Source organism: Microcoleus sp. MON1_C1, from assembly GCF_036701945.1.
Classification (GTDB): Bacteria; Cyanobacteriota; Cyanobacteriia; order Cyanobacteriales; family Microcoleaceae; genus Microcoleus.
Genome location: NZ_JAUBRO010000050.1, coordinates 1 through 25999 on the forward strand (window position 1 = coordinate 1; position 25999 = coordinate 25999).

Genomic DNA, 25999 nt, shown 5'->3' on the forward strand with positions numbered 1-25999 from the left:
GAAATCAGTTCACTATCTTCTTACACTTTCATTCTGGAAGCTTTATTCTATGCAGCTTCATATTAAATTGGTATGATTGGATAACCGCATCAGAAAGAAACCTTAACTTCGCTGGTAGCCCGCAACACAGATTCTTGCTGGAAAGTGCGCTTGTAAGTTTCGATAATTTCATTAATAGCTTGATTTTTTTCCTGGCTACTTTCATAAATCAAAATAACTATTTTAGATTTTTCTCGAATCAGAATTCCCGAACTGTTGAGAAATTGCCCCGATCCGTCTAATACCGTTAGCCCTTCCCGAAAGCGAGGGGTAATAACTGCGCTGACAAACTCCTGCCATTCTGCTTCAGAAACTGGCTCGCCTCCCGGTTTAGTTAACCCAAAATACAGTTCATCTTTGAGGAGATTTGTTTGCTTGGCGTTAGTATCCGAAGTTTCAGGAAGTTGAGCGCGGGCAATTGTTGCCGGACAAACAGGCAGGATGAACAGCAGGCCGGTCAAGCAAAGAGTGTTAAAATGTTTATTCATCAGGAATTACGCGGAACTTCTATATGTAGGGTGCAACCTAAGTGCCTTACCCCTTATTTATTACTCTCAAGCGAGAGGGACAAAAGTTTGTGTAGTTTGACCTCGAACTCGCATTCCAGGGGCGATCGAAGCCAGATAGGAGTTTGAAGTGAAAAGCGGTTTTAACTGACCTAATAGCACCATTTTCATGGACCAGCTTTCCGGCGTGTTCCACTCATACTTCAATTTTCTTGTGGGCCGTTGCTCAGAGCAACGCCCTTGAAATGCTGATTGAGAATGTTGCAATATCTCAGTTTCAACCGCCGAGTCTTATCAAGGGGTTTTTAACGCGACTTTGATTTAATTTAACATAAAAAGCTTCCTACTCAAAAACCCAGTTTCACATGAGAAACCGGGTTTATGAACGTCAGCCTTAGTTTATTTATGTTCGCCTACTTGATTGTCTCTGCCGTATTAAGTAGCTCAACCTATTTAAACGTCAAACTGTTCACGCCTTGAGAAACCCGCCAGGGCGAACACTCTTGAGGCTGCCCCTACAGCAATCAGGTTTCTCAGTGTTAGATTTTTTTAGCTGGACCTACTTATCCTTTAATTCGCGGACACTTCTCTTAGCAGTGTCTTGGTACATCTCACCGAATTCTTTCACGGCTGCTCCTGCCTCTTGACCAATCTTCTGAACTCGTTCGCCCGGAGAGTCTGACGTTTCGCGAGCTTCTTGCCTCCATTCCCGCGTTGTTTGGGGTCTTTCAGAATTGTTTAGATCTGCCTTTGAGCTGGCTTGCCCGCCAATACCTTGGTTACTGCGCGCCGAATCAACATTTGTTGTCAGAAGCAGAAAACCGACTAGGACAACACTCAAAAAACTCTTGATTTGAAAGCCCTTAAGCAGGGAACTAATGCGAGCAATGGCTGTGGAAATCAAATTCATCTCGGTCATACTCCCTAAGTTGATTGGTGATAATTTTCAACATTTTTTCATCTACTAATTGACTTGCTCCAACATGAGCAGTTAACGCGAGGGAAAGCCAACTTAGCTTCAACTTGCCATTAACCACATAAATAATAGAGTTATAGGTTAGCGATAAAATCTGGTAAACACGCAACCTATGTGTCAGCCAATTAGCTTTTTCACACATGAATATCACCTTAACAGCAGCCAAAGAGTTCTACCTCTAACTAAAGTCATAACTTAGTTATAAGCAAAAAAAATATTTTTCAGCACAGGGTTAGACCATTTCTAATCAATCATGCTATGCAGGGCAAATTCTTATTGCAAGCGATCGCCCGTTTTCACGTCAAACCAGTGCAGCAACTGAGGCGGGAAAACCAGCTCTACAATTTCTGAATTCCAGTGGCGGTCATTGGGCAGCAAAGCCCGCACCGTTACTGAGTCCACGCCTTTAACTCGGACGCTAACTAAATTTTGCATTCCCAAGTTTTCCACTAAATAAACCTCACCTTTAATGGCGTCTGGGCCCGGCACATTGCCGGACTCAGCATCTGCAAAGCCGACGTGTTCAGGACGAATTCCTAAAACAATTTCTGGCGGCACAGTCGGCATATTTGGGAGTGGAACTCGAAAATCCCCCAACTTAGCAAAATTTCCCTGGCATTTAAGCACGAGCAAATTCATTTGCGGGCTGCCCACAAAACCGGCTACAAACTGATTTGCAGGACGGGTATAAATTAAGTGTGGCGGATCGAGCTGCTGCACGTTGCCGCTGTTGAGAACTGCGACTTTTGTAGAAAGCGTCATTGCTTCCGTTTGGTCGTGAGTTACATACACTACAGGAGCTTTTTGGGAGGAAAATAATTGTTTGAGTTCTGCCCTAACTTTTTCCCGCAATAATGCGTCGAGATTGCTCAAAGGTTCGTCGAGCAAAAATACTTCCGGTTGGCGCACTAATGCGCGGCCGAGGGCTACTCGCTGTCGCTGTCCGCCTGATAGTTTTCCGGGTTTGCGATCGATTAATTCCGTCAATCCGAGGGATGTTGCAACTTCCGTCACTAACCGATTGATTTCGCTGGAGGGGATTTTGCGAAGTTTGAGGCTCGACGCCATATTCTCGTAGACTGTCATGTGCGGATACAGCGCGTAACTTTGAAAAACCATTGCAATATCGCGATCGCCCGGTCTGAGATAAGTGACATCGCGATCGCCAATTCTAATCTCGCCTCTAGTCGGCTGTTCCAACCCTGCAATTAACCTGAGAGTCGTAGATTTGCCGCACCCCGACGGCCCCAACAAAGTCAGAAATTCCCCTTCGCTGACATCCAAACTAATGTCTTTTACGGGAACTACTTTAGGGCTGTAGGTTTTATTGAGGTTTTTGAGTTGCAATTTTGCCATGATTTTTAAACTGTTGACTGTTGACTGTTGACTGTTGATGTTTACTCGTTACCAGGCTCTGCCTGGTAACGCATATCCGGAGGCTCTGCCTCCAATTTTCCTGTTTAAAAAGCGAGGCAGAGCCTCTAGATATCGGTTCCCAGGCAGAGCCTAGGAAGGAGTTCTAAACTATCCTTTTACCGCCCCCGCAGTTAAACCTTGAACGATGCGACGCTGGAATACTAAAACCAGGAAAACTAAGGGTAATGTTCCCAAAACGGTGGCTGCGGCGATCGGGCCGTAAGGAATCTCAAATACTGACACTCCGCTGAGTTGAGCCGTGGCGACGGGGATTGTTTTTAGAGATTCGCGAGTCATAAATGTTAGTGCAAAAATAAACTCGTTCCAAGCTGAAATAAATGTCAAAATTCCAGTTGTGACTAAAGCTGGAAATGTCATGGGTAGCACGATTTGCCACAGCATTTGAAAAGTGTTGTATCCGTCTACTTTAGCCGCATCTTCCAAATCTTTTGGCAACTGTTGAAAGAAACTCCGCATCACCAAAATTGTCAGCGGTAAATTGATAGCGGTGTAAGGAATAATTAATGCTAAATAATTATTCCCTAAACCCAAAGCTTTGACAATTTCTAGAAGTCCTAAAAATAGCAGCACCGCCGGAAAAAGGGTAACTATCGTCACAGTTGCCAGGATGATTCTCTCCCCCCACAGCCGCAACCGGGCTAAAGCGTAAGCTGCGGGAGCGCCTACAGCCAAACACAGCAATGTCGAAGTAATCGAAACAAAAGCGCTATTTAAAATGTAAAGTGCAAACGGGCGACGCTGGAATAGGGACAGGTAATGCTCGAAAGTAATTCGTTTGGGAATGTAGACGTTGGGAATCGCTGAAATATCTGCATTTACTTTGAAAGAAGTTAGCACCTGCCAGATAATAGGTGCGAGGAAATATGCGACGATTAATAGTGCTGAGATTGGCAAGATTAATTGGCGGATGTCAAAGGTTTTTTTGGTGGGTTGTTCGCGGGCGATCGACATAATTTATACCAATGAAATAAAAGTGTAACTGTTGGCAATCCCACATCTAAAATCGTCTTAGTTTCCTCCGGCTGCATTGACGCGGGCTCTCGATAACAGGTAAGCGGCGATCGCAACTGCTGCCACTAACAGCAAAAAAGTACACACCACCAAAGCCGCCCCGTACCCAAAGTCTAAATACCTCATCACCGTGCTGTAAATGTAGATAGAAACCGTCTCCGTTGCCCCCGCCGGCCCCCCTCCCGTCATCACCTGAATCAAGTCAAAAATGCCGAAAGATTGGGCAAATCGAAACAGCAAAGCAATCACAATTTGGGGCATCAGCAGGGGCACAGTAACTTGACGGAAACTCTGCCAGCTACTCGCGCCGTCAATGGCGTGGGCTTCGTACAAATCACCGGGAATTGATTGCAATCCTGCTAGCAAAAGCAAGCTGACAAAGGGCGTCGTTTTCCACACATCTGCTGTAATCACTGCCATCATTGCCAAAGTCGGATCTCCCAGCCAGCTAATGCTGTTTTGAATCAATCCCAAACGCCTTAAAATGTCGTTAATTACGCCGTATTGGTCGTTAAAAATCCACGCCCAAGCTACTCCCATCAATGCAGTCGGCAGCGCCCAAGGTAGCAGGGAGATTGTGCGAACAATGCCGCGCCCTGTGAAAGATTGATTTAAGACTAAGGCAATGCCCATACCAAGAATTAATTCCAGCAAAACAGAGACGACTGTAAATACAGTGGTGTTGCCTAAAGTTTGCCAGAAACGCCCGTCCCCTAACATTCGACTGTAGTTAGCAAAACCGGAAAAAACCAGTTTTAATTCTGTACCGAGGTTTTGGGTGAATAAACTCAGCCAAAAAGCGCGCAATATTGGGTAAGCAAATACTAGCATCAGAATTATCAAAGCTGGTGCTACTAATATCCATCCGGTTTTTTGTTCGCGCTGTCGCATCTTGTCTAATTGCATATTGTTCACCTTTAATTTATTTTTGGGCCGGATAGAAGCCCACCCCAGAATTGAATTAACTTTTTGTGGAACAGGCATCTTGCCTGTTTCCAACTCTTTGTGGAACAGGCATCTTGCCTGTTTATAACAGAATAGCAAGATGTCAGTTTTACGAAGCTTGGGGTTGTTTTAAACTGCCTAATAAATTGCGAGTTTCGCTAGCTGCTGCTTTCATTGCTTGTTCTGCACTCATTCTCCCGGTAAAAGCTGAACTCAAATAGCGCTGCAAAATATCAGAAGCTTGAGCGTATTGTGCCAGGGGCGGCCGCAAAGCTGGCCGTTCCACTACTTTTAGCAGTTGCGGGTAGTGGGGATATTTGGCGACTATTTCTTTGTTGGTAAACAGCGATTTGTAACTGGGAATTAAACCGGTTTCTAAAATAAATTTGCGCTGGGTTTCCTCGCTGGTAAGATACTGAATTGCTTTCCAAGCTTGTTCTGGATGTTTTGAGGTTTTGGCAATTCCCCAGCCCCAGCCACCCAAGCAGGAACCGCCTGTTTTACCCGTACTGCTGAGCATTGGCTCGATCGCAATTTTGCCTCTAACATTCGATCCTTCGGCATTTGCCAGCTTCCAAACATACGGCCAGTTTCGCAAAAACAGCGCTTTGCCATTTTGAAACAACAGCCGGGTTTCTTCTTCGCCGTAGGTGGTGACGCCCGGAGGAGAGATACCGGAGGCGATCGTTTTTTTGAGAAATTCCACTGCTTTAATTGCCTCGGGTTTATCTAACCCAACTTCAAAAGTTTGAGGGTTAGCCCAAAAGCCGCCAAAACCGGAGAGCACCTCGACAAACATTGCAGATACTCCCTCGTATTGTTTGCCTTGCCACAGATAACCCCAAGTTGCTTTTCCCTGTTTCTGCAAGTTTTGAGAGATTTTTACCATCTCTTCAAAGGTTTTTGGCACTGGAATTTTCGCTTGTTCTAAAATGTCTTTGCGGTAGTAAAGCATTCCGGCATCGGAAGCGTGGGGAATTCGGTAAAGTTTGCCTCGATACCGCCCGCCTTCTACGTTACCTTGGATGAATTTTGATAGTTGTTCGGGGGAAATTCTGTCTGTCAAATCGCTTACCCAACCTGCGGCCGCAAATTTGGGAACCCAGACAATATCCATGTTGATGATGTCGTAGGGCGATTCGCCTAAAAGAAAGGCAGATGTGTAAAGATTTTCTATGAGGTTGGTGTCAAAAGGCCCTTCTATGAGGTTGATGCGAATGTCGGGGTTTTTCTGTTCAAATTCTTTGACAAAGGGTCTCCAGTTAACAATGTCTTGGCCTTGCATTAACATGGTGAGCACGACTGGCTGTTGAGTCAGTGCCGGCAGAATAAATAAAAGCAAGACGGTGGCTAATGTGACAGCGAATAAGGCTAAAAGGCGAGGCTTCTGCCTTCGTTGCGGCGGGGAATTGATTTTTTGCATTTGTTTTTGAGAAGTGGCTGTGCGATCGCCTTCTTTCTCTCATAACTCGCTTTCTTTTGTTTCGCTGGATTTACCGAGTTTGTGCAATAAAAATTTAAGTAAACTTTAGCTTACTTAATAATGCTTGAGTGAAGAGTGCAAATTTTGATTTAACTAGCAACAACGGGATTTAAGTAAACATCTATCTACAGATAGATATTAATAAAATTGTCTGATATCAATTCCGGTTGCCCTCCTCATGATTGTTAACTGTTTGCTATTGACTAAAATTATGATTTCGAGCAAACTGACTTTTTGGACATTTGAAAAATACCGCTGCAACCGGAAACGATATAAGTAAGATAGCCGTTGTCAATCGGATGAAATAAAGTAGAAACTTAGGCTTTGCCTAAGTCCCTACAGATGCTCGCATACAATCTATATTTATCCCTACTTTTCCGAATAGCTATAACTTTTGTCGATCGCCCACTTGCCAGGTATTTTGCCATATAGCAACCGCCCTGATGGTGAGGACATTCTTAATTGCTAAAACCCATGCAGTAGATTGATTCTTCCTTCTCTCCTAGATAACTAAAACTTCTCTCCTAGATAACTAAAATTTTCTTCCTTCTCCCTTCTTTTTTCTTCCTTCTTCCTTCTTCCGACTTCCATCGGACTGACATCCGTTACATCCGTTACATCCGTTACATCCGTTACAGAATCCGTTGCCGAACTTCCTTCTTCCTTCCAAATACAAAAAACACCGCTCCTCAAAACAGGAGAACGGTGTATAGGGGGTGTTATGGGTTGTTGTCTGCGATTAACCTTAACAAATCACGATCGGCTGAGGCTATGCCTTGTGATGGTTCAAAAATTGGCACAAACCTGCATAAGCGCCCGCCGCTCGATCGACCTTTGGGATTAGCCCAACCATTCCACAACGGCATCCTGCTTGGTATTGGTGCGCCGTTCTGGAGTTTCGCGGTTGAATTTCAAGTGGATGGCGCGGTTTTGTTCGCCGTCTGCGGCTACGGCAAAAATCGGATAGTCGATTAAGCCGTCTTGGAAGGACATCTGGAAGCGGAAAGTGCCGTCCGCATTGAGTTTAATCGGCTGTCCGCCTACGTAGACGGTAGCATCGGGTTCGGTGGCGCCGTAAACGATCAGTTCGGCATCAGCAACTAACCAGAACTGGCGGGGGCGCATCGGGGCGGCGAAGCCAACTCCCGACATACCAACACCTGACATACCGAAACCGGACATCGTGAGGCCGGACATACCGACACCCGACATGGTGAGGCCGGACATACCGACACCCGACGCGGTGAGGCCGGACATGGTGGGAGCAGCCCACATTCCGACGCCGGAGGGGAACACGTAGGAACTTACAGCTTGTTCGTGGATGCCGACTTGCTGGACGGAACCGGCGACGTGCTGCATGGAACCAAAAATAGAACCCGCTACCCGCAGGGATTCGGCAGATTCTGCCATGCCGAAGATTTGTTCGTAGATGGCGTTGCTGGGGCTGAAACCGAAGCCATTAGCTGCTTGTGCCATTTTCTTGGCCGGAGGAACCAGTTCGGCGAAGGTTTTGCCTTGCAACTCTTCTTCCCAATCGAGGCTGATGAATTGATCTTCAATCCAGTCGCTGGGATAGACGGGAGGAACGCGGACTTGGGCCGATCGAGCTAATACCAGCCAGCGGCCATCTGCACAGCGGTAGCCGATGTCGATCGCGTAGTCCCGATCGCTCACCGGGATTGGCACGTACCATTCCCGCGCCAGTTCGTCGCAGGGATATTCTTGAATGCTGTGCGGGCTTTGAGTTTCGAGGTTAACATCTGTAACGTCGTAGAGCCGCAGCGCTAGTTGCTGTCCTCCTTGGCGACGCAATTCTTCTTTGCGATCGTTGGGAATGTCCCAGTAAGTGTAGGCCCATTCTGGGTCGCGGGGCATTAAAACAACCCGGCTTTCGCCGTAGCCGTTGGGCAAATCTGCTAAACCTTCATCTACAGACGACAAAGAACCGCCTGTTCTATCTTCTTGACCGAGTTCAAACTTTGCTGCTTCCACTGCTTCTTGTGCCTCTAGTTTGCGAGATGGGCTGTAGGAAAATTTAGTGCGCTGAATTTCTTGAATTGATGCCAGAAGTTGCGATTTCCGCATCCGACTGTAGCGAGAGACTCCACATTCGCTAGCAACTCTGCGGAGTTGTCGCAAAGTCATCTCTTCTAATGGTGGGCGTTCTTTTGCCATGAGTTTGTTCTCCACTAATTTGGGATGGCGGGTTAGATTTTTCCTCTCAACACAAAAGTGTTGACTTTTTGAGTTAGAAACTCTTTTTAATCCACATATTATCGAGCTTCCAAATCTCTCCAACCTTTGAAGCCTTGCTTGTTTTTAGCTTGTCTTGTCCCCAATGCGATCGGGGGTTTGGACTTCTGGGCTTCGCCGCGCACCGTCAGATCTAAATAAAGCTTTATCTGTCGATTCTTGATTGACAAGATCGATTTTGTGAGTGCGATCGGTGCTGCTAGCAACGCTGTGCTGGCAGCACACGCGCTATTCGACTCCCAGTGCTGCTTAATCCAAGCATTTCTTTGGGATCGCTTTGTCATGACTCAATGTTGCAGACAACTTGCGATCGGGTCAAGGGGTCTTTTGCCTCAATCCTGGGTACTTATACGCATTTTCGGGATTTTGGGGATCAATATGTCAGGGAATCTTGACATTTGGGAGAGTTGGGGGATCGGTGTTGAAGCAAATGTGAGGATTTGATGACAAATGCGGAGAGGGGCTTTTGATGGGTTTGGAGGGTGGGGGCGATCGTTTAGAATGGATATGTCTTTGCGAATATGACAAAGTGGAAGACTTTCTCTATAATCCAATACGCTTGGGTTAGTGCTAAAAAACAGATCGTGCGTAGGTTGGGCCCGTGGAACGAACCCTCCGTTTCACTCCGCCCAACATTTTCGCTACAATTTTCCTTAACTGAACCGTATTGCTCTATAATCCTTCTAACAAGAAGGCTTCGCGGGAGCATCCCGATTTTGCAAAAATATTAAACTGCAAATTAACCATTCAAGTAGGCACAACGCAGTTGTAACATTTGCGAAACACTTTCAGATTTCTACTGTGAAGAATGAAATTTTTAGCCTTGTACCTATCTGCTTGACGGCTGATTCTACCGCTCCCGATCCGATGGAGCCTGGTTGGAATTACTGACAAGTCTCATTCAATCCGATAACAACTAACTAACATCATTCTTCATTTTCAATCCTCACCTGCCACGTCTCCAAAGTAGTACCTATTATTTTATCAAGATTTGTCAAAGCATTAAAATAGGCAATTTTCGCATCAAGTTCTGCATTTCTAGCCTCTATTAAATCCTTCTGAAGATTCACAATATCGATACTCCGAGAACTTTCCACTCCCAATCTTCTTTTTTCTTTCTCTATTTCTAATAGCTTTTGCGCTAACTCCCTTGACTTTTGAGCTAGTTCTACTTGCTTAAGATTCAAATTTATATCTCGAATTGCATTTTTGACCTCAACTTCCAGCTTTTGATTGTACTCCTTTAACTTATTCTCAGCTTGTAATAGCTTAACACGACTATTCTGAAACTCTCGCTCAATTCCTCTATTTCCAAATTCGCGAGTCAAAACCAGTCCCGCTCTCAAATCCGAGCTGCTGTCTGAAAGATTAGTAGCATTATTATTATAACTTGCATTTACATCCAATTGCCATTTTCGATTATTTTCCGCTAGTAGCAATTTATATTTAGCGATTTCCCGGTCGAGCTGTACTTGTAAATAACCAGGACTATTTGACAGAGCTAATGGTAGAATCTTAGAGAAATCCAGAGGGCTAGTCTGTACAGCAGCAGCTTCTCTTGCTATTATATTAAGATTGCGATCGAGGTCTAGAACTTGCAGCAGTGCTAATCTTGCCTTCTTCAGTTGCTCCTCACTAGCTAATACTGTCACTTCCAGATCTGCCACAGCTTTTTCACTTGTAAAAATCTCAACTTTTGCTACCCTTCCTGCCTCAATCAAAACCTGATTAATCTCCAATTGCTGACGGGCAATTTCCAGAGAACTTTGTGAAATTTTAACTTGTTCCTGAGCCCTAATCAACTTTCGATAGATTAAAATTACTGAGGTAATTGTCTCAATTAGCGTCGATTTCAAACTCAGAATATTTCCTTTTTCACTCAGGCGAGCAATCTCAATTGGTGCTCGATTGACAGCAACTCCAGCTCCCCTTAACAGAGGTTGGGTAAAATTTAACCTGAGATTTTGACTTAAAGAACCTTCACTATTAATGCCAAAACCATTCGCATCTTGTCCTTGTTTACCACTCCACACAAAACTTATATTTCCTCCTGTGGGAATTTTGACACTCACCTGGGCAGATAAATCGACTTCGCCAGTAGTAGCGACTCTTCCCCCATTCCTCAAAGGAATTGATGACACGGATAGTCTCGGTGTAAAAATAGGGACAAATAAGCCTTCTGCTACGGCTAAATCTTGTTTTTGGACGATGCGTTCGAGGTATTGATTTTTGATATCTCTGTTGTTTTCTAAGCCTAAAAATACAACTTCCTGGAGTGTCAGTTCAACCCCTAATTCATCCGCTATAGATTGCTGTTGAAGAGTTGGATTTTGGGTATTTTCAGGTATGGGTTCTGCTGTTATTTCTGGATTGGGTGGAGCTTCAGAAATTACTATTGATTCGGGTTGAACAGGTTTTTTTTGAGTAGTAGAAGTTGTTAATACTTGGGAATTGGGAATTGGGGATTGGGAATTGGGAATTGGTGAGGGTTTGATTTTACTTGTTGGATTTTCGCCGGGGAATTGAGGAATAACTATTCTCTGGTTGGTAGTTGGCGTTTCTCTCTGATTTTGGGGTTTAATGAGCGCCTGATTTTGCGGTGGATTTTGGATGTGTGGGAGATGTTTTTTAGTGGTAAGTGGCAGAATTTTGGGCGCGATCGCAGGTTTAGAGCTAACATCAGTTTTGACTGTTGAACTAGACTTAAAAGCAACAGCAAATATCGCCAATAGCCCACAGGTTGCAAGCATAACTAGGCTAAAACGAAATATCCAAGGAATATCGTAGCGAGCAGGAGAATCGCTATTTGGGAGATAATCTTCGTGCGGTTGCTCAGTCATGCTAACTCCAGTGATTTCTGCAAGTAATTCTATGGCGATTTCCTACGGGATGACTACCCTTGACGCAGCGCCTTAACAGGATCGAGTTGACTAGCTCGCAGAGCCGGGAGAAATCCAGCTCCTACACCCACCGCTAATGCCGCTCCTAGAGCCAAAGCTGCTGTGTTGCTGTCAAATTTATAAGGCAACTTAAAAACATCCGCTACCACCACCGTTAACCCGTGTACCGTCACAATAGCAGCAATTCCCCCCGCTAAACTCAGAATTACTGCTTCTAGAATAAACTGCAACATTATATCTCTCTGAGTAGCCCCGATCGCACGTCTCAAACCAATTTCGGGGGTACGTTCCATCACCGCCGCGATCGTAATATTAGCAATACCAACCCCTCCCACCAATAGCGAAATTACCCCCACTGCCAATAGTCCCTGTGAAGCAAGTTCCAGAGTTTCCTGCTGCTCCAAAATTTCCTGAACATTGTTCCAAGTATTAACCTCTGCCTTGGGAAAGCGCTGCTGCAAAAGTTTTTCTGCCTGCTTTTCCATTCCTTTAATATCTTTAAGATTGTAAGGGCGCACCGAAATTCTCCCAATTCTTTGGCTACCTGTCATCGCTTTGTAAACCGACATCGACACCCACATTTCAGCTTCGGGTTTGTCAAAAAAGCCTTCCTTGCTCTCCATTACGCCAACAACAATGTAAGGTCTACGCTTAGCATAAATGCGCTGACCTACACGTTTGGTGCCACCTTTAAAAAGTTGTGTCGCCAGCATTTCATCAATTACCACTACAGGTCGATAATTAGTAAAATCATTAGGTGAAAAAAAACGCCCCTCCATTAATCGCCGCCCCGATGTCAATAAATGATCTTGAGAAACAGCGAAGATATTAGTTTCCGCTTCTTCAGCCTGAAATATAACTTTTTCGTTATAACCAAACCAATTTGCTGCGCTAATCGCCTGAATTCCTTTCAGCCGATTCCGTAAAAATTCCATATCTTCTAACTTCAAACCCAAGTCATCCGAAATACTGATTCCCAGTTGAGGTGCTTCTCGCTTGGCCAGTTGTTCAACAATTACGGCGCGACTAATATTGCGTACTTGCAGCGTTGCGCTGACCGCAGCTACACCCATAAAAACTCCGACTGTAGTTAGGGCAGATCGCAAAAGATTGCCACTTAGGGAAATGCAAGTAAGGCGGAGGAGGTCTAAAGGAGAAAGGCTCATAAGTAATTAAAAATCACAACTCAACATTTCGTACATTAATAAAATTAGCTGATTTGATCCTATTCTTTAATCTTTATTCCTGCTCGGCACCCTCTGTTTTTTCTTTCTTTTTAGTTGTTTTTTCTTCCTGAATAGGAGTTCCTGGTTTTAAGGAAGGTTCAGGAGGGGGTATCACAACACTGTCACCTGGCCGCAAACCAGAAGTTATTTCTACCTGTGTCAATCCTTCTAAACCTAATGTAACTGACCGTTTCTGGGCTTTGCCTTGACTGTCACGAATCCACACAAAAGGCTTAGACTCCGATCGCACAATTACCTCTGTATTTAAAACTACTACCTTCTGGCGCTGCTGCAAAATTATCTCCACATTCACTTGACTCCCTGGAATCAAAGTCCGGGTTGGAGCATCGAGTCTTACTGTTGCAGGAACCGTTGGTTGATTGCCTTGATTAGAGCGGTCGTTTCCTTTACTCTCACCACTGTGAGCAAGAATATATAAGCTGTCTACTTTTCCTGAAAACTGCTTAGAATTGGGACCAATAATGCTGATGCGAACGGACTGATTGGGTCTAACTTTAGCAGCATTGAGGGTAGAAAGCTGTAGTTTTACCAGTTCTTGTGAAGGGTCACCTAATGTCAAAAGTTCTGTTTCCCGCTTCACTCCGTCGCCATTTTTAACTTGAACATTAAGTACCTTACCATCAATAGATGCAGTCACAATATTGTTTTTAAGTTTTTGTTCTTTTTCTTGGTATTCAAGCAGAGAGCTTTGGAGTAGGCGACTATTTGTGCTAACGTTGAACTGAGCTGCTCGCAGTAGGGAATCAGCAGTAATCACTTCTTTCTGAAGTAGTTGTTCTTTGTCTTGCAGTTTATTTTTTAAACCTTTAAGAGCGAGGAGATCCGTGTTAATTTGAAGCTGTACATCTCGTAAAGTGGTTTTAGCGGTGCGAACTGCCCCTTCCTCCGATTGGAGGGCATCTCCCGAAATATAACCTTTTTCAAATAATACTTTAGAATTGGTAAGTTTCCGATCGGCAGCAGCCAAACCCTCCTCAGCGTCAACAACTTTCTTTCGATTATTTGCCAAGGTAAGTTCCTTTTGTTGAATTTCTAATAACTCGTCATTTTGCCCGGATTTATAATTTTGAAGTTTCCCTTGGGCGATATTTAGTGCTTCCTGAGCTTCGGCAACTTTTTGGCGGAAGCTTTCTAGAGTGAGTTTTTGTTTCTGAATCTCCAATTCTTGCTTGATGAGAGTTGTTTTCTGTTCGGGGTTACGAAGGGTAATTAAGTTCTGACCAGATGTGATGGTTTGCCCGATCTTTACTAACACCCGATCGACAGTACCATCATCAGGAGATTTCAGAGTTTGTTGACCACCCAATTCAACAATACCGCTTTCGTTAATCGTATCTTCAATATCGCCAAGTTTGACGGGTATCAAGCGCACTCCTATGGGTTCGGGAGGTCGATTTTGATATAACCCGTAGGCAAATAAGCCGCCGCCGATGCCTAGAGTGAGAAAACTAGACCACAGTAGCCATTTGACTCCTGTGTTGAAACTATTTTTTTCTTTATATTTCACTGTCAACTCCTCCCCTACAAACTGTAAATAACTGTTAAGCGTGCGCGATCGCCCTTTAACCGTTTTGGTTACTGTTTGGATAAATAAAAGGCAACTTTGGGGCTGAGATATTCTAGCATCTGTTGACGTACTACTTTCTCTCTTCCCTTCTAAGGTCGCTATTTCTTCTGAATCTGTATTGCTTTCTAAGTCTGACAACCTGGAACCATTGCGAGAAAAAATGCGGGAATATAGCCTTTCTCAGTAACATGAGGTGCTCTTGGGGATTGGGCATCGGGCCTAAAAGTATGGGGCATCGAACTAGCCCGTGTATTTCACTTTCTTGAGAACCGCTATACATCGCGAATGGATCTCGTTTGGGGTGGTTAATCGATCGCAAAAACCAGAAAGTTGAGATATACAGACAAAATCAGGATGTGGAAATATTAGATAATCCTAGCACTTTGTCAGGGGAAGATGTGTTACCGGGATTTGTCTTAGATTTAACAGATGTTTGGTAGCGACACCGAAAGATTCACCAACCGCAATATAATAAATTAGAGCAGTACATCAATCCCAAATCTCAAATCCCATGCCTCTAACGCTTTACAACAGCTTGACCCGTCGCGAATCACCTTTTGAGCCCCTCGAACCAGGAAAGGTGCGGATGTACTGCTGCGGCGTTACGGTATACGATTACTGCCACGTCGGCCACGCCCGCGCTTACATTGTTTGGGACATGGTGCGGCGTTATCTGATGTGGCGGGGATACGATGTGCGCTACGTGCAGAATTTTACAGATATTGACGACAAAATTCTCAACCGCGCCCGCGAAACCAATTCCACAATGGAAGCTGTGGCCGAACGCTTCATCGAGGAATATTACGTAGATATGAAAAAGCTGAATATTCTCAGGGCAGATGAATATCCCCGCGCCACCCATACAATGGACGGCATTAAACGCCTGATTCACGAATTAGAAAATAAAGGTTATGCCTATGCTTCCGGCGGCGACGTTTACTACAACGTGAGACAGTTTGCCGATTACGGAAAACTTTCCGGCCGCAAGTTGGAAGAAATGCAGGCCGGGGCTAGCGGCAGATTGGAAACCGCAGAAATAGAAGCTCAGAAAAAGCAAGATTCCTCTGATTTTGCCCTGTGGAAAAGCGCTAAACCGGGAGAACCTGCTTGGGATTCACCTTGGGGAAAAGGTCGCCCCGGATGGCACATCGAATGTTCGGCGATGGTGCGCGATTGCTTGGGTGAAACTATTGACATTCACTGCGGCGGTTCCGATTTAACTTTTCCGCACCACGAAAACGAAATTGCTCAATCTGAAGCCGCGACGGGCAAGTCACTTGCTAAATATTGGATGCACAATGCTTTTGTGACTGTCAATGGCAAAAAGATGTCGAAATCTTTGCACAATTTTATTACAATTCGCGATTTGTTGGAGGGGAATTGGTCGGGTGATTTGGAATCTAACCCCCCCCAGCCCCCCCTTGGTAAGGGGGGGAGTAAGAATGAGTCCGCCCTTGGTAAGGGGGGGAGTAAGAATGAAGGAAGCGAGAAGTCAAAAGCGGTGGAACCGATGGCGGTAAGGCTGTTTGTGTTGATGGCGCAGTATCGCAGTCAAATAGATTTTACCGAAGAGGCGATCGCCTCCGCTAAAAATGGTTGGCACACTCTTAAGGAAGGCTTACTTTTTGGCAGTCAACACGGCTCGAAACTGGGTTGGGATGTTGATAAAATTGATAAATTGACTGGAGAAGATAACACATTAGTCCAGCAATTTCAAGCAGCTATGGATAATGATTTCAATACTCCCGGCGCTTTGACTGTTTTGTTTGAATTGGCTAAGGAATTGGGCAAGGAAGGCAATGTTTTAGTGCATCAAGGCAAAACAGAAACTTCACCGGAATTGTTGCAGAAAAAATGGGTGACGTTGGTGAGTTTGGCTGGGGTTTTGGGTTTAGAAGTTCAGCCGGAAAGTGATAGCAATGATGCGGTTGACGGTTTGAGTGATGCGGAGATTGAGGCGATGATTCAGCAGCGGAAAGATGCCCGAAAGGCGAGGGATTTTGCTGAGGGCGATCGCATTCGCAATGAACTTAAGGATCGGGGCATTACTTTGATAGATCAAAAGGATGGTACAACCATCTGGCACCGGAGTTGAAATTTAGAGTTTTTTAACCGCAGATGAACGCGGATGAACGCAGATGAAATTCCATCCGCGTTCATCTGTGTTCATCTGCTGATATCTGAGGTTAAAAACTCCCATTGACAAACTCCGCAACAGCCGCGACAAATTCTGCGGTTGATTCGTAGGGCAAAACATTCCGCCCCGGCATTAATAAACCTTCCGCGTTGGGAAAATGGGCTAAATATTGCGCTAATCTTTCATCGGGCTTCTCTTCTTTACCCGATTGACTGATACTTGAGGCTTTTTCTCCCATGACAACGAGTGTGGGTCGATCGAACTTTTGAATCGTACCGCTATAATCCTGGCGCCAAAACCCCGCTAAAAACGAGAAAACCGCGTGACGGCTGTCAGGATTTGCCGCCCCAGCCTGCAAAGCATCCAACCATTCACTGTCAACTTTTGCCGCATCGCCAAACAGTTGTTTTACAGAAAAAGAACGCAAAAACTCAGCGCGTCTGGCGTAGCGGTAAAAAGCATTTCCCAAGGGAGAATCTAACAAATTCCAGACAATTCTTTGCTGTCTTTCTGTCGAATGTTTGTTCATTACCGCCCAAGCGGGAGGCCCGGCGAGGACTAAGCCGCGAATTAAATTTGAGCCGCTTTCCTGCTGCCTTTTTGCTAAAGCCAAGGCTACACATAGTAAAGCACCTTGCACGAGTACGATCGCAGGTTTTTTGACTACAGTTTCCAAGAAATACTGCAACTGTGCGGCCCAATCGTCAGGATAGCAAGCCACAGCCGGCATTTCGCAATCGCCGCAGCCCAACAGGTCGGGATTGTAAATCGGGTTGGTGTTACCTGCTTTGTACCAACTCTCACCAAATCTATGCCAAAAGATTCTTGACAAACCAACTCCTATCGGATGAATTAATAACAAAGGGAGGCTATCTTCTGTCGCAGTAGTTGGGTTATAAACTTCATAAGCACAGCGATAATTTTGCCATCCGTAAAACAGCGTTGGTGACTTTATAGACGAAATAGTGGAGAAATGTTGGGTTGAATATGGGGGTTGCATATTATTTTTTTTTGAACCGATGTTACTTTTTATTATAAGATGAGTAGGTGCGGGTTTTACCCGACATATATTTGGTAAATGAGAATATAAATAAACCCGCCCTGCGGGATGACATAAGCGCCAATACAAACCTTGATTACTTAATCATGTCAGAACAGCGGATTACCATTTCTTTACCTAACTTGCTGCTAATTGTAGCATCGTCGTTGCTGCTAGTGCTGCTGTGGCAATTGCGGAGCCTGCTAGTAATTCTAATGATATCAGTCGTGCTGGCTGCTTCGATCGTCCCGATCGTTAATTGGGCCCAAACGATGCGGGTTCCCCGCTGGCTGGCGGTGATTATGGTTTATTTAACTCTCATCGGCGGATTTAGCGGGACGGTAGTGTTAATCGGGCCCACGGTAATCGAACAAATAGAGTTACTGCTGCGACAGTTACCACTGTATGTTGAAAGTTTGCGAACTGTGGCAACTAATTTATTGAGTCGCCTAACCGACGATGCCCCAACCTTGGTGGGTCAGTTGGTGGACACTCAATCGCTGACTAATTGGCTGATTCGATCGAGTCAACAACTGGTTTTGCGATCGTACAGTTTAACGAGAGGCATTCTAGGTGGGGTCTTCAGCCTAGTTTTAGCATTATTTATTTCAGGTTACATGGTTGCCGACAGCGACACATTAATCAAAAGTTTGGTGCAATTTTTCCCTAAACCTTGGGACGCAAGATTAGCCGCACAAGCCGCGCCAATCGGTCAAAGAATGGGGAGTTATATTCGCGGGCGAGTGTTAGTTTCGGGCATTTTAGGGATATTTATTACCACAGGTTTGAGCATTTTGGGAATGCCGGAATTTTCTTTAGGCTTGGGTGCGATCGCAGGTGTTACCAACTTGATTCCGTTCATCGGCCCCGTGTTGGGAGCAGTACCAGCATTAATCGTAGCATTAGCTAAAGGTGGCTGGGTACTTTTGTGGGTATTACTGTTATTTGTAATTATCCAGAATTTAGAAACTTACGTACTCGATCCTTTGCTGGTTGGTTCATCGGTTGGTGTGCATCCTTTATATCAATTGCTGTCTGTATTGGGCGGCGTTCAAGTATTAGGAATTATTGGAGCGGTAATTGTGCCGCCTTGGTTTGCGGGAGTGGCAGCTTTGATTGAAAACTTGTATTTAAAACCAAAACTTAGGAGCGAACATCGAGAGGCAATAGATCGGGCTAAAAATAATTCTGACTTGCCACCTCTTACACCTTCGGCGTGATAGCCGGGAAGATGGGGAAATGGGGGGAGCATCTCAATGAAAGCAGCCAAGCCCCAAATTGGAGTTAGGAGTTAGGAGCCAGGAGCCAGGAGGAAAGAGTCAGAAGGCAGGAGCCAGAAGAAGTGTTTTTACAAATATGAGATGCTCCCGAAATGGGGCTATAGGGAGAGGGGAATTGAAATATTTAATTTATATCGTTTCTGTTGGCATCGGCCTAATATGCTTGAAAGTGCAGTGCGAGCTTAAGAAATTGCAAAAAAAACACTCACCATATCTTAATCTCGCACTATTAACTAAAGACTAGACTTGAATTTTAGCCTTCCCAAACAATCTTGAAATGCCTCTGCGTTGCCTCTGCTGTTCCCCTCTCAATCAAAATATTTATGCAATAAGTCTAATGACTGGTGACTGATTACCGAGCGCTAAAAACTAAGGATTAATTGCCACTTCAATGCGACGGTTGCGCTGCCGATTAGCATCAGAACTATTATCCACCGAAGGGCGACTTTCCCCATAGCCGATCGCCACCCAATGATACTTCTGACCTAGCACACCAGACAAATACTGCACCACAGCCTGAGCCCGCGCAAACGACACATTGCGATTGTCCCCCGCTTCCCCCGCGTCGTCAGTGTGCCCCGCAACGCGCACAGTTGCCCCCTCGTGATTGCCCAACTCCGCCACCAAATTGTCCAAAATCGCATTAGTTCCGGCGCGCAAAGAAATGCTGCCAGTATCAAACAAAACATCGCTGGGTAGAGTCACCATCAGCCCATCCCCCCCAAACACCGGATTATTGGCATTCTGTGGCGTAGTATTCACCGTTTCAGGGTTCAGACTCGGGCTGCTGCCGATCGCCGGTAAAGCAGGGGCAAGACTTGCCGCCGTTTCCGGCGCCGCCAATTCCCGCGACATCAACTGCAAACGCTTTTCCAAAGTTTCCGTCGGGCGGCTGCTGCCCAACTGACTCTCCAAAGCCGCCGTGCGACCAATCAGCGCGTTGAGTTCGCCCTGCAACTGTCTCAAATCCGACTGCAATTTCTCTCTCTGGGCAGGACTGACTTTGGACTGGGGAGTCGGTGTAGCGCTTGGTGGCGGAAGCGTCGGAATTTGCGTTGCTGGGGCGCGTTTCGGGCTGGAGGTCAAATTTTGAGTTACACGCAGCAATCTCTCTGCCAGCGGCATCTCCGTCGCGCCTGACGGATAAATTTGAGCGATCGTCATCCCCAAAACCCACGCAAAACCGCTGCCCACCCCCAGCAGCAGCAGTCGAAAAATCAGTGACAGTACAAGCAAACCTTTTCCCCGCGACTTAGAGACGCGAGTGGGGGGGATTGAAGGTTTTTGCTTAAAAGATCGCGTCATATTTCATCCCTCTCGGTGTACATACCAGATTAATTTCGATACTATCTTACCTATCCGATTGGAAATTTGAGATTTGAGATTTGAGATGTGCCCTCCCATCTAAGATCTAAAAAAGAAACCCGGTTTCTATAAATCAGGGGTTTAGTGGCGAAGCATCGAGGCAGAAAGCAGGTTTCTAGTCCGTTGCGTGCCACCCTGAATCTGTTGGATAATTCAGTAAAACTTTTGGAAAAAAAACCGATGACTGACCCTTTAAATAGCCCTTATCCCGTTCCTTGGGAATGGATTACTGCCACTCATGCTAAAGTGAGTTCCACTGCCGGCACAGGCCTCCGCTATTATCGCAGTCCATCCCTAGTTTCAACTAACGGCCAATACGCAGCTTACAGTCGAATTGAGTTGCAAGTGCAGCCGGAATTCTCCCGGTGTCGGGTTAGCAGTGTCATGTTTGTGGAAAATCTCAAAACCGGCGAACTGCAAACAGTGGCGGCTGCTTCGCCACTGGCAGAAAGTGGGATGTATGCTAGCGATGATACAGATATGTCCGGGACGATCGCCATTTTAGTGCCTGTTTCTTGGAATCAAGACGGTTCCCGCATTCTCGCCCGCGAATTTGAAGCACTTTTCAACTCTTCCGATATGTCCGACTACGGTGTCATTTGGGACAAAAATGATAATTACACTTATACCGTTGCTCCCGCTCGCAGTCTTTACACTCATGCTGTATTGTTGGGTTGGAGTCAAGTTTGTCCCGGAAAAGTTCTGTTCCGCGCCGGCAATTTGGGCGATCGATCTTGGCCTCTTTGTGCCGTTGATATGACAGGGCAAACGGTAGCAGTCACCGAGGACAAACCCCTAGTTTTCGGCAGTCAAGCCAGCACAGACTGGATCGAACCTAAAACTCGTTTTTAGATATTATGGCGGTATTCTCTTTGATCGGGCCAACAATTTTTTTAGTGTCAGGTCAGTCTTTAAACCAATTCATTTTGACCTTGGGGCTGATTATTTTAGCTGTTGTTTTTGGTTTAACAGCCTTTATTTTTATTCGCCTTTTTCTCAATTGGTTGCATGGAAAATTGGAAAACACTCGCCTTTTTTTTAGACGTTCGTTAAAAAAAAATACTGGCTCTTTAACCGCTCATATTCCACAACCTGAAAAGGTTTTTTTAGAACCCCGATTCGTAGAAAGTGACGGCAATTTAACGGCTACTATTTTTGGAGGCAAAAGCGATATTTCAGAAGCGCTTGAGCCCGAGATAATCTGTGAAAATCCAGCAGCAGTTGCCTACCTCTACAAGCCGATCGCTCTTTGGCACGGGCGCTTAATTTTGCCGTCAAAGGAAGAACGCCCACCCTACGGTTCAGTGTATTTTGAAGTGATAAATGCACCCAAAAAATATCAATATTTCATTGGCAAAACAGCCTTTTTGAAATGGAGTACAAATCGCCAAGTACAGTTTTTTGTCCACGCAGTAACCCAAGATCTCAAATTCACAAAACAGGCTAAAAATAGTAAAAAATCTGGCAATATCCATCCAGATAGATTGAACGGCTGGCGAAATGTCAGCCCTTTAGAAACTCTAGCAGGCAGCAGACTCGAAGACAGCGTGACTGTGATGCTACGCAGGCCGGTGATTGCAATTAATTATAGCAGCAGCGATCGCCAGGAACTCACGATCGATCGCGAACCAGTACAAATTATCGGACGTTTCTGCGCCTTAGTCTCAATTTTACAGCGAAAAGAAGCCGACAGCGACAAATTTATTGTCCGGCATTTCAACAAAACATCTCAACAATTTGACGGCGCCGCTGAAATAATTCGGATTCCCCAAGTACAGCCCGACAAAAATGGCGTAGCGAGGTCTACCAATCACCTGATCGAACAATCCCCCTTAAATCCAGACGGCTGGTACATTTACGGCGAAAGAGACGAAGACAGTATATTTGTAGTGCAGGCAATCGAACCCCGCAAAATTGCCCAATTAACACCAGATGAAACACATTTCGGTCTCAAAAAATCTCTCGCTTATTTAAACTACAAAAATTGGGAAAATACACCAGCCCAAAAAGGGCAAGCAAAAAGAGTATTGTTAACCCCAAATGAGGCTACAGAAAACGATTCAATCTCTCCTTGGCAAGAAGGAGATATCGGGATAGTGATTCACAGTTTCGGCGGTATCGGCGGCAAAAAAGGCGAACGACCACCGCTGGGGATTGTCACCGGACATTTTGCTTTGGGAGTAGCAAAAGTAGTGCGCGATCGCTTTACCAGCGAACTGCGTTTTGACATAGAATACAAACAAGTTTACGCCCATAATGCCGACGGAATTGTTGCCGGTTCCAGCAAATGGCAAAGCTACATGGGAGACTTGCAGCGCGGCTGGTTGGGCGATCGCCCGGTTTGCGATATCATCTGTAAATTAGATTGCGTGTGTTGCGACTACGATTTTGACGGCATCACCTTGTCGCCTTTAACCGAATTAAACCAGCAACTAGATATCATGATGGCCCGTTACCGCAGCGGAGACGGCACCGGCGCAAGTTTAGTCACCCCAGCAACTTCTTGCGTCCAAGATTCAAGTCAGGCAATTTACGCGACAATTAAAAAAATTACTTCCGAAATAGAGTCAAATCCTCAGATTCAAGACTGGTTGAAAACACATCCCACCGACGCACAAACCCAAAGGTTTCACCAGTTAGTAGCTTTAGGAGAGAGTTTAGAAAAAGTATTAATGCCCCTCGGCATTGTCCGTCCAGATTGGCGGAAAAATGCAAGATTGGCGGGGATTGATGCGGAACTGAAAAAAACCTTTTTTGTCGGTATATTGAACCTGATAAAAGCTGCTATTAGTTACCGAACAATGCTACCCAGGCGCACCCAAGATGAAATAGCCAAAATTTTCTTAAAACAGGGAGCATTTTTGTGGATAATTCGCACAAATCAAGTTGGAGGATTTGACCCAGACATTGAGCCAATCGCACCAACAGGGCTTTGAATCAGCAATCGGTTTGTAGATGATTCGGCGATTGAAATCGCTACTAGAAAAACAAAGTCTGCCTCTGCAGACTAAGAGATTGAGGGAGCATTTAAGCGGGATTTGGTATCCGTCAACCGTCAACAGTCAACCGTTAACAGTCAACAGTTAACCGTTAACAGTCAACAATCAACCATTACCAAGGAGTGACTTGAACATTGCCGTCTGGTGCCAAAACTACGCGGAAATCAGCCAGCGGTTCCGCCGGTGGCCTGGTGCCAACCGGTTTGTAAAGCAACTCCGACAACGGCGTTTCGGATCGATCGACCGCTGCCGAATTCTCGGGCTTGTAACCGACAATCGCCCCGTCTTGGGCCACACTCACGCGATAAACCAACTCCGCATCCGGAGGCTGATTCTTCACAGCTCCGTCAATTTGCTGGGAAAGTTTGCCCCTCAACAGCTCAATTTCTCCTGAATCGGTAATTGGCACGGCTGCTGCCTCAGGGCTTGCCAAACCTTCAGCAACAGGACTGGGCGTGCTTTCCGGCGAAGTGTTCGACTGCGGTGTGGCGCTAGGTGAATCGTCCGACTGCGGTGTGGGGCTTGGTGAAGCGTCCGACTGCGGCGCGGGACTCGGAGTCGGCGAAATCGATTCAGCGTTCGGAGTTTGAGTCCCAGGCACCAAACCGTCCGCAGGGGGCGTGGGATTGGGATTAGGCGAACCCGATCCGCCCGGATTCGGCGTCCCTTGATTCTGGCCCGCTGGATTGGGCTGCGGCACCGGATCTCTCTGGCGCTGGACTTCCGGCACCGGCACCAAGAAAAACGCCATCGCAGCCAAAGCCAAACTCGACACCCCCACCACAGCAGGCAAAGTCCGCTTCGCCAAAGGTTCGGCAGACTTGACGTAACGCTTGGAAATTGGGGTTAATTGCAGCGACAATTCCGGCAGCGTCTGCGTGTCGGCAAAAAACTGATCGATCGCCTCTACCAAGTCAAATAGCTGTACCGTCGTCAAATCAACTTTGGCCGACAGTTCTGTTTTTTGATCGATTGGGGTTGGGCTGCCTGTGGAGGCGGGTAGAACGGTCAATCGGTGCAAATTCCCGTCAATTCTGTGTAACTGCACCATACCCACATTCGGGCCGTAGCGATCGGGATAATGCACTCCGCTCATAAATTCTTGAGCGTAGCTGCTGACGGCCCTCACCAAGCTTTCAAAAAACTCCCGCCCCCCCGTCAGGGGCTCGCCGAGACCTTTCACATAGCATTCAGCGCTCATTAGTATCGAAAGCACCGGCCGTATATCTAACTGGCTGGTTGCCGATCCATCGCTCAACCCTTCTAGAACTAGGGTGCAATTTGGCAGACTGTACTGACGCCTAATAGTCATTTTTTATTCAACTTCTCCATCAAACAGGCTAACCCAGAAGCGCTGCATTCCGGCTGTGCCTGTACAAAATAGCAGTTTGCTCAACAAGTTCAAAGCTAGTTCGTTGAGCTTGTCGTCGGAATCGTAAGCTGCAACTACCGATCGCTTGGGGTTCATGCGCGATCGAAAGTGAGCTCGAAAGCGTTCTAAATACTCGGCCAGTGCCAGGTTCTGGTTGAGGGGGATATTTCTCGATCGCAACTGCTGCGAGTCTAGCAGCAACTGCCGAATTGTGGCGGTTAACTTACGCGCCATATTACAGGCGATCGCCACCAGCGCTTTTGCCTCCACCATGGTAAGCGAGCGGCGCTGCGTGTAGCGTCTCAGCGGGTTAGTATTACGCATCAGCCAAAGGGCAACCCGATTTTTGATAATTGATTCCAATTCCAGTTCCTTTGACACGGCCAGCATTTCTTCGGCACCTCCGAGATACAAGGCTTCGATCGCCAGCAACATCAAGTCAATTTGTAATCTGGCTCGGCGGGGACATCCCCCATCGGAAGGCGACAAGTCTGGCAAACTGTCTAAAATTAACGGGTTTGACTGGGTAAGCGAAGTTTCTGACGGCATTAATATCACGGCAACATCCATTCCAAACAAACTATACGGGCACGGGGGGTCTTGAGCAAGACAAATTCTCAACCAAGAACTTCTCTGGGATACTTTATTTTTATCATTGACTTTTAGGCATATTTTCTAATTTAGCAGCAACCGACCGTCACAGGCGAGCTCCAGCGGGAGTTTGATCTGCCACTCCCTACCCACGTCGCCGGAGCTTTGTGATTCCTTGCTTCGTTAGGGGAGAAGGGGAGAGTCGAAAAGCGACAAAGAATTACCCATTTCCCATTTCTTATTCTCTATTGGGATCAATCAATGTTCCTGCTTCTGGGGTTGCACCGCCGCTTCTCTTTGAGCCGTAAAATCTGTAGCCGCCGCCTTATCAGTTAGACTAATTTTTCCTTTGAGGCTTTCTTGCTCCACAATTCCGCGCATTTTAACAGAACTGTTTTGACCGGTTGCTGTGGAGTCGCTGCAACCAGCTAAATTAGCAACCGCACCCGACAAGTTCAATCCTTGAGTTTCCCACTTACCAAATAGAGAAGGTTTCTCCTGCGCTATTTTTTCCCTGCCCTCCCTGCTGCCCGATCGCACATTACCGCTCAAATAAACACCCGATTGCTCGATTGTCAATACCAAAACATCAGATTCCAGACATTCGGGCAAACTTTGAGGATCGAAGCGATAATTTCCTGCAATTGCCGGAGGAGCCTTTAAATTTGCTTCCCCATAAGCAGTTACTACTTTAAACAGCAGTGCAACTGAGCCGATCGCAACCCCGTAAAATGCCAGCGATTTGAGGCTTAAATGATTCATCATCTTGGTAATTAATAATTGGGCATTGGGAATTTGGAATTGGGCATTGGGCATTGGGCATTGGGCATTGGGCATTGGTAATAACTCACA

Annotated in this window: 21 protein-coding genes and 2 pseudogenes; 5 read left to right on the forward strand and 18 right to left on the reverse strand. The window is 45.9% G+C overall.

All coding sequences use genetic code 11. From position 1 onward, the window contains the following. Positions 1–89 precede the first annotated feature (89 nt). The 13 genes and pseudogenes from QUA62_RS23330 to QUA62_RS23390 form a co-directional block, all read right to left on the reverse strand. A complete protein-coding gene (locus QUA62_RS23330) occupies positions 90–527 on the reverse strand; it encodes a DUF3574 domain-containing protein (protein WP_333407062.1) in 438 nt (145 codons plus the stop codon). A 577-nt stretch (positions 528–1104) separates the two neighbouring features. Further along, positions 1105–1464, reverse strand: a complete 360-nt coding sequence (locus tag QUA62_RS23335) for a hypothetical protein (protein ID WP_333214380.1) — start codon at positions 1462–1464, stop codon at positions 1105–1107. Between the two features lie 330 nt (positions 1465–1794). Then, entirely contained in the window at positions 1795–2877 is a 1083-nt protein-coding gene (locus QUA62_RS23340; protein WP_333407064.1) for an ABC transporter ATP-binding protein, read from the reverse strand. Positions 2878–3045: 168 nt separating this feature from the next. Next, complete coding sequence (locus tag QUA62_RS23345; RefSeq protein ID WP_333214384.1) at positions 3046–3909, reverse strand: carbohydrate ABC transporter permease; 864 nt, start codon at positions 3907–3909, stop codon at positions 3046–3048. A 57-nt stretch (positions 3910–3966) separates the two neighbouring features. Continuing rightward, positions 3967–4875 (reverse strand): carbohydrate ABC transporter permease, encoded by a 909-nt coding sequence (locus tag QUA62_RS23350; protein WP_190737363.1) that lies wholly within the window; start codon positions 4873–4875, stop codon positions 3967–3969. Positions 4876–5023: 148 nt separating this feature from the next. Continuing rightward, a complete protein-coding gene (locus QUA62_RS23355) occupies positions 5024–6337 on the reverse strand; it encodes an ABC transporter substrate-binding protein (protein WP_333280999.1) in 1314 nt (437 codons plus the stop codon). Between the two features lie 570 nt (positions 6338–6907). Further along, entirely contained in the window at positions 6908–7090 is a 183-nt protein-coding gene (locus QUA62_RS23360) for a hypothetical protein (RefSeq protein WP_333407066.1), read from the reverse strand. A gap of 147 nt (positions 7091–7237) precedes the next feature. After that, on the reverse strand, positions 7238–8572 hold the full coding sequence (locus QUA62_RS23365; protein WP_333281004.1) for a DUF4912 domain-containing protein: 1335 nt from the start codon (positions 8570–8572) through the stop codon (positions 7238–7240). Between the two features lie 98 nt (positions 8573–8670). Beyond that, positions 8671–8934: a hypothetical protein gene (locus QUA62_RS23370; protein WP_333407067.1), complete on the reverse strand. Its 264-nt coding sequence runs from the start codon at positions 8932–8934 to the stop codon at positions 8671–8673. Between the two features lie 455 nt (positions 8935–9389). Then, a pseudogene (locus QUA62_RS23375) lies at positions 9390–9522 on the reverse strand (ISKra4 family transposase); the annotation flags it as partial. Positions 9523–9576: 54 nt separating this feature from the next. Next, positions 9577–11490 (reverse strand): TolC family protein, encoded by a 1914-nt coding sequence (locus QUA62_RS23380; protein WP_333407069.1) that lies wholly within the window; start codon positions 11488–11490, stop codon positions 9577–9579. 53 nt (positions 11491–11543) lie between these two features. Further along, the gene (locus QUA62_RS23385; protein ID WP_333281010.1) at positions 11544–12716 is read right to left on the reverse strand and encodes an ABC transporter permease; all 1173 of its coding nucleotides are present in this window, start codon (positions 12714–12716) and stop codon (positions 11544–11546) included. Positions 12717–12789: 73 nt separating this feature from the next. Beyond that, the gene (locus tag QUA62_RS23390; RefSeq protein WP_333281013.1) at positions 12790–14502 is read right to left on the reverse strand and encodes an HlyD family efflux transporter periplasmic adaptor subunit; all 1713 of its coding nucleotides are present in this window, start codon (positions 14500–14502) and stop codon (positions 12790–12792) included. 137 nt (positions 14503–14639) lie between these two features. Between QUA62_RS23390 and QUA62_RS23395 the strand changes: the two are divergent. After that, positions 14640–14804 (forward strand): annotated as a pseudogene (locus tag QUA62_RS23395) (Uma2 family endonuclease); the annotation flags it as partial. A gap of 71 nt (positions 14805–14875) precedes the next feature. Further along, positions 14876–16459 (forward strand): cysteine--tRNA ligase, encoded by a 1584-nt coding sequence (gene cysS / locus QUA62_RS23400; protein WP_333407071.1) that lies wholly within the window; start codon positions 14876–14878, stop codon positions 16457–16459. Between the two features lie 91 nt (positions 16460–16550). Here cysS and QUA62_RS23405 read toward each other — a convergent pair whose 3' ends face one another. Next, positions 16551–17501, reverse strand: coding sequence for an alpha/beta hydrolase (locus QUA62_RS23405; protein ID WP_333407073.1), 951 nt, complete (start codon positions 17499–17501; stop codon positions 16551–16553). A 146-nt stretch (positions 17502–17647) separates the two neighbouring features. Between QUA62_RS23405 and QUA62_RS23410 the strand changes: the two genes are divergently transcribed. Then, positions 17648–18760: an AI-2E family transporter gene (locus QUA62_RS23410; protein WP_333407074.1), complete on the forward strand. Its 1113-nt coding sequence runs from the start codon at positions 17648–17650 to the stop codon at positions 18758–18760. 429 nt (positions 18761–19189) lie between these two features. Here the strand turns inward: QUA62_RS23410 and QUA62_RS23415 are convergent, their stop codons facing one another. Next, positions 19190–20125, reverse strand: coding sequence for an OmpA family protein (locus tag QUA62_RS23415; protein WP_333407076.1), 936 nt, complete (start codon positions 20123–20125; stop codon positions 19190–19192). A gap of 240 nt (positions 20126–20365) precedes the next feature. Between QUA62_RS23415 and QUA62_RS23420 the strand changes: the two genes are divergently transcribed. Together QUA62_RS23420 and QUA62_RS23425 are read left to right on the forward strand one after the other, a co-directional pair. Further along, positions 20366–21037 (forward strand): hypothetical protein, encoded by a 672-nt coding sequence (locus tag QUA62_RS23420; RefSeq protein WP_190658483.1) that lies wholly within the window; start codon positions 20366–20368, stop codon positions 21035–21037. Positions 21038–21201: 164 nt separating this feature from the next. Continuing rightward, positions 21202–23121: an abortive infection protein gene (locus QUA62_RS23425; RefSeq protein ID WP_333407078.1), complete on the forward strand. Its 1920-nt coding sequence runs from the start codon at positions 21202–21204 to the stop codon at positions 23119–23121. A 175-nt stretch (positions 23122–23296) separates the two neighbouring features. On the opposite strand, the gene QUA62_RS23430 is transcribed toward QUA62_RS23425, so the two are convergent. The 3 genes from QUA62_RS23430 to QUA62_RS23440 all read right to left on the reverse strand — a co-directional run bounded on the left by QUA62_RS23430 (position 23297) and on the right by QUA62_RS23440 (position 25984). Then, entirely contained in the window at positions 23297–24496 is a 1200-nt protein-coding gene (locus QUA62_RS23430) for a DUF4335 domain-containing protein (protein WP_333407080.1), read from the reverse strand. Between the two features lie 3 nt (positions 24497–24499). Beyond that, the gene (locus tag QUA62_RS23435) at positions 24500–25126 is read right to left on the reverse strand and encodes a DUF3038 domain-containing protein (protein WP_333214411.1); all 627 of its coding nucleotides are present in this window, start codon (positions 25124–25126) and stop codon (positions 24500–24502) included. A 279-nt stretch (positions 25127–25405) separates the two neighbouring features. Then, the gene (locus QUA62_RS23440; RefSeq protein WP_333407082.1) at positions 25406–25984 is read right to left on the reverse strand and encodes a hypothetical protein; all 579 of its coding nucleotides are present in this window, start codon (positions 25982–25984) and stop codon (positions 25406–25408) included. Between the last annotated feature and the right edge of the window lie 15 nt (positions 25985–25999).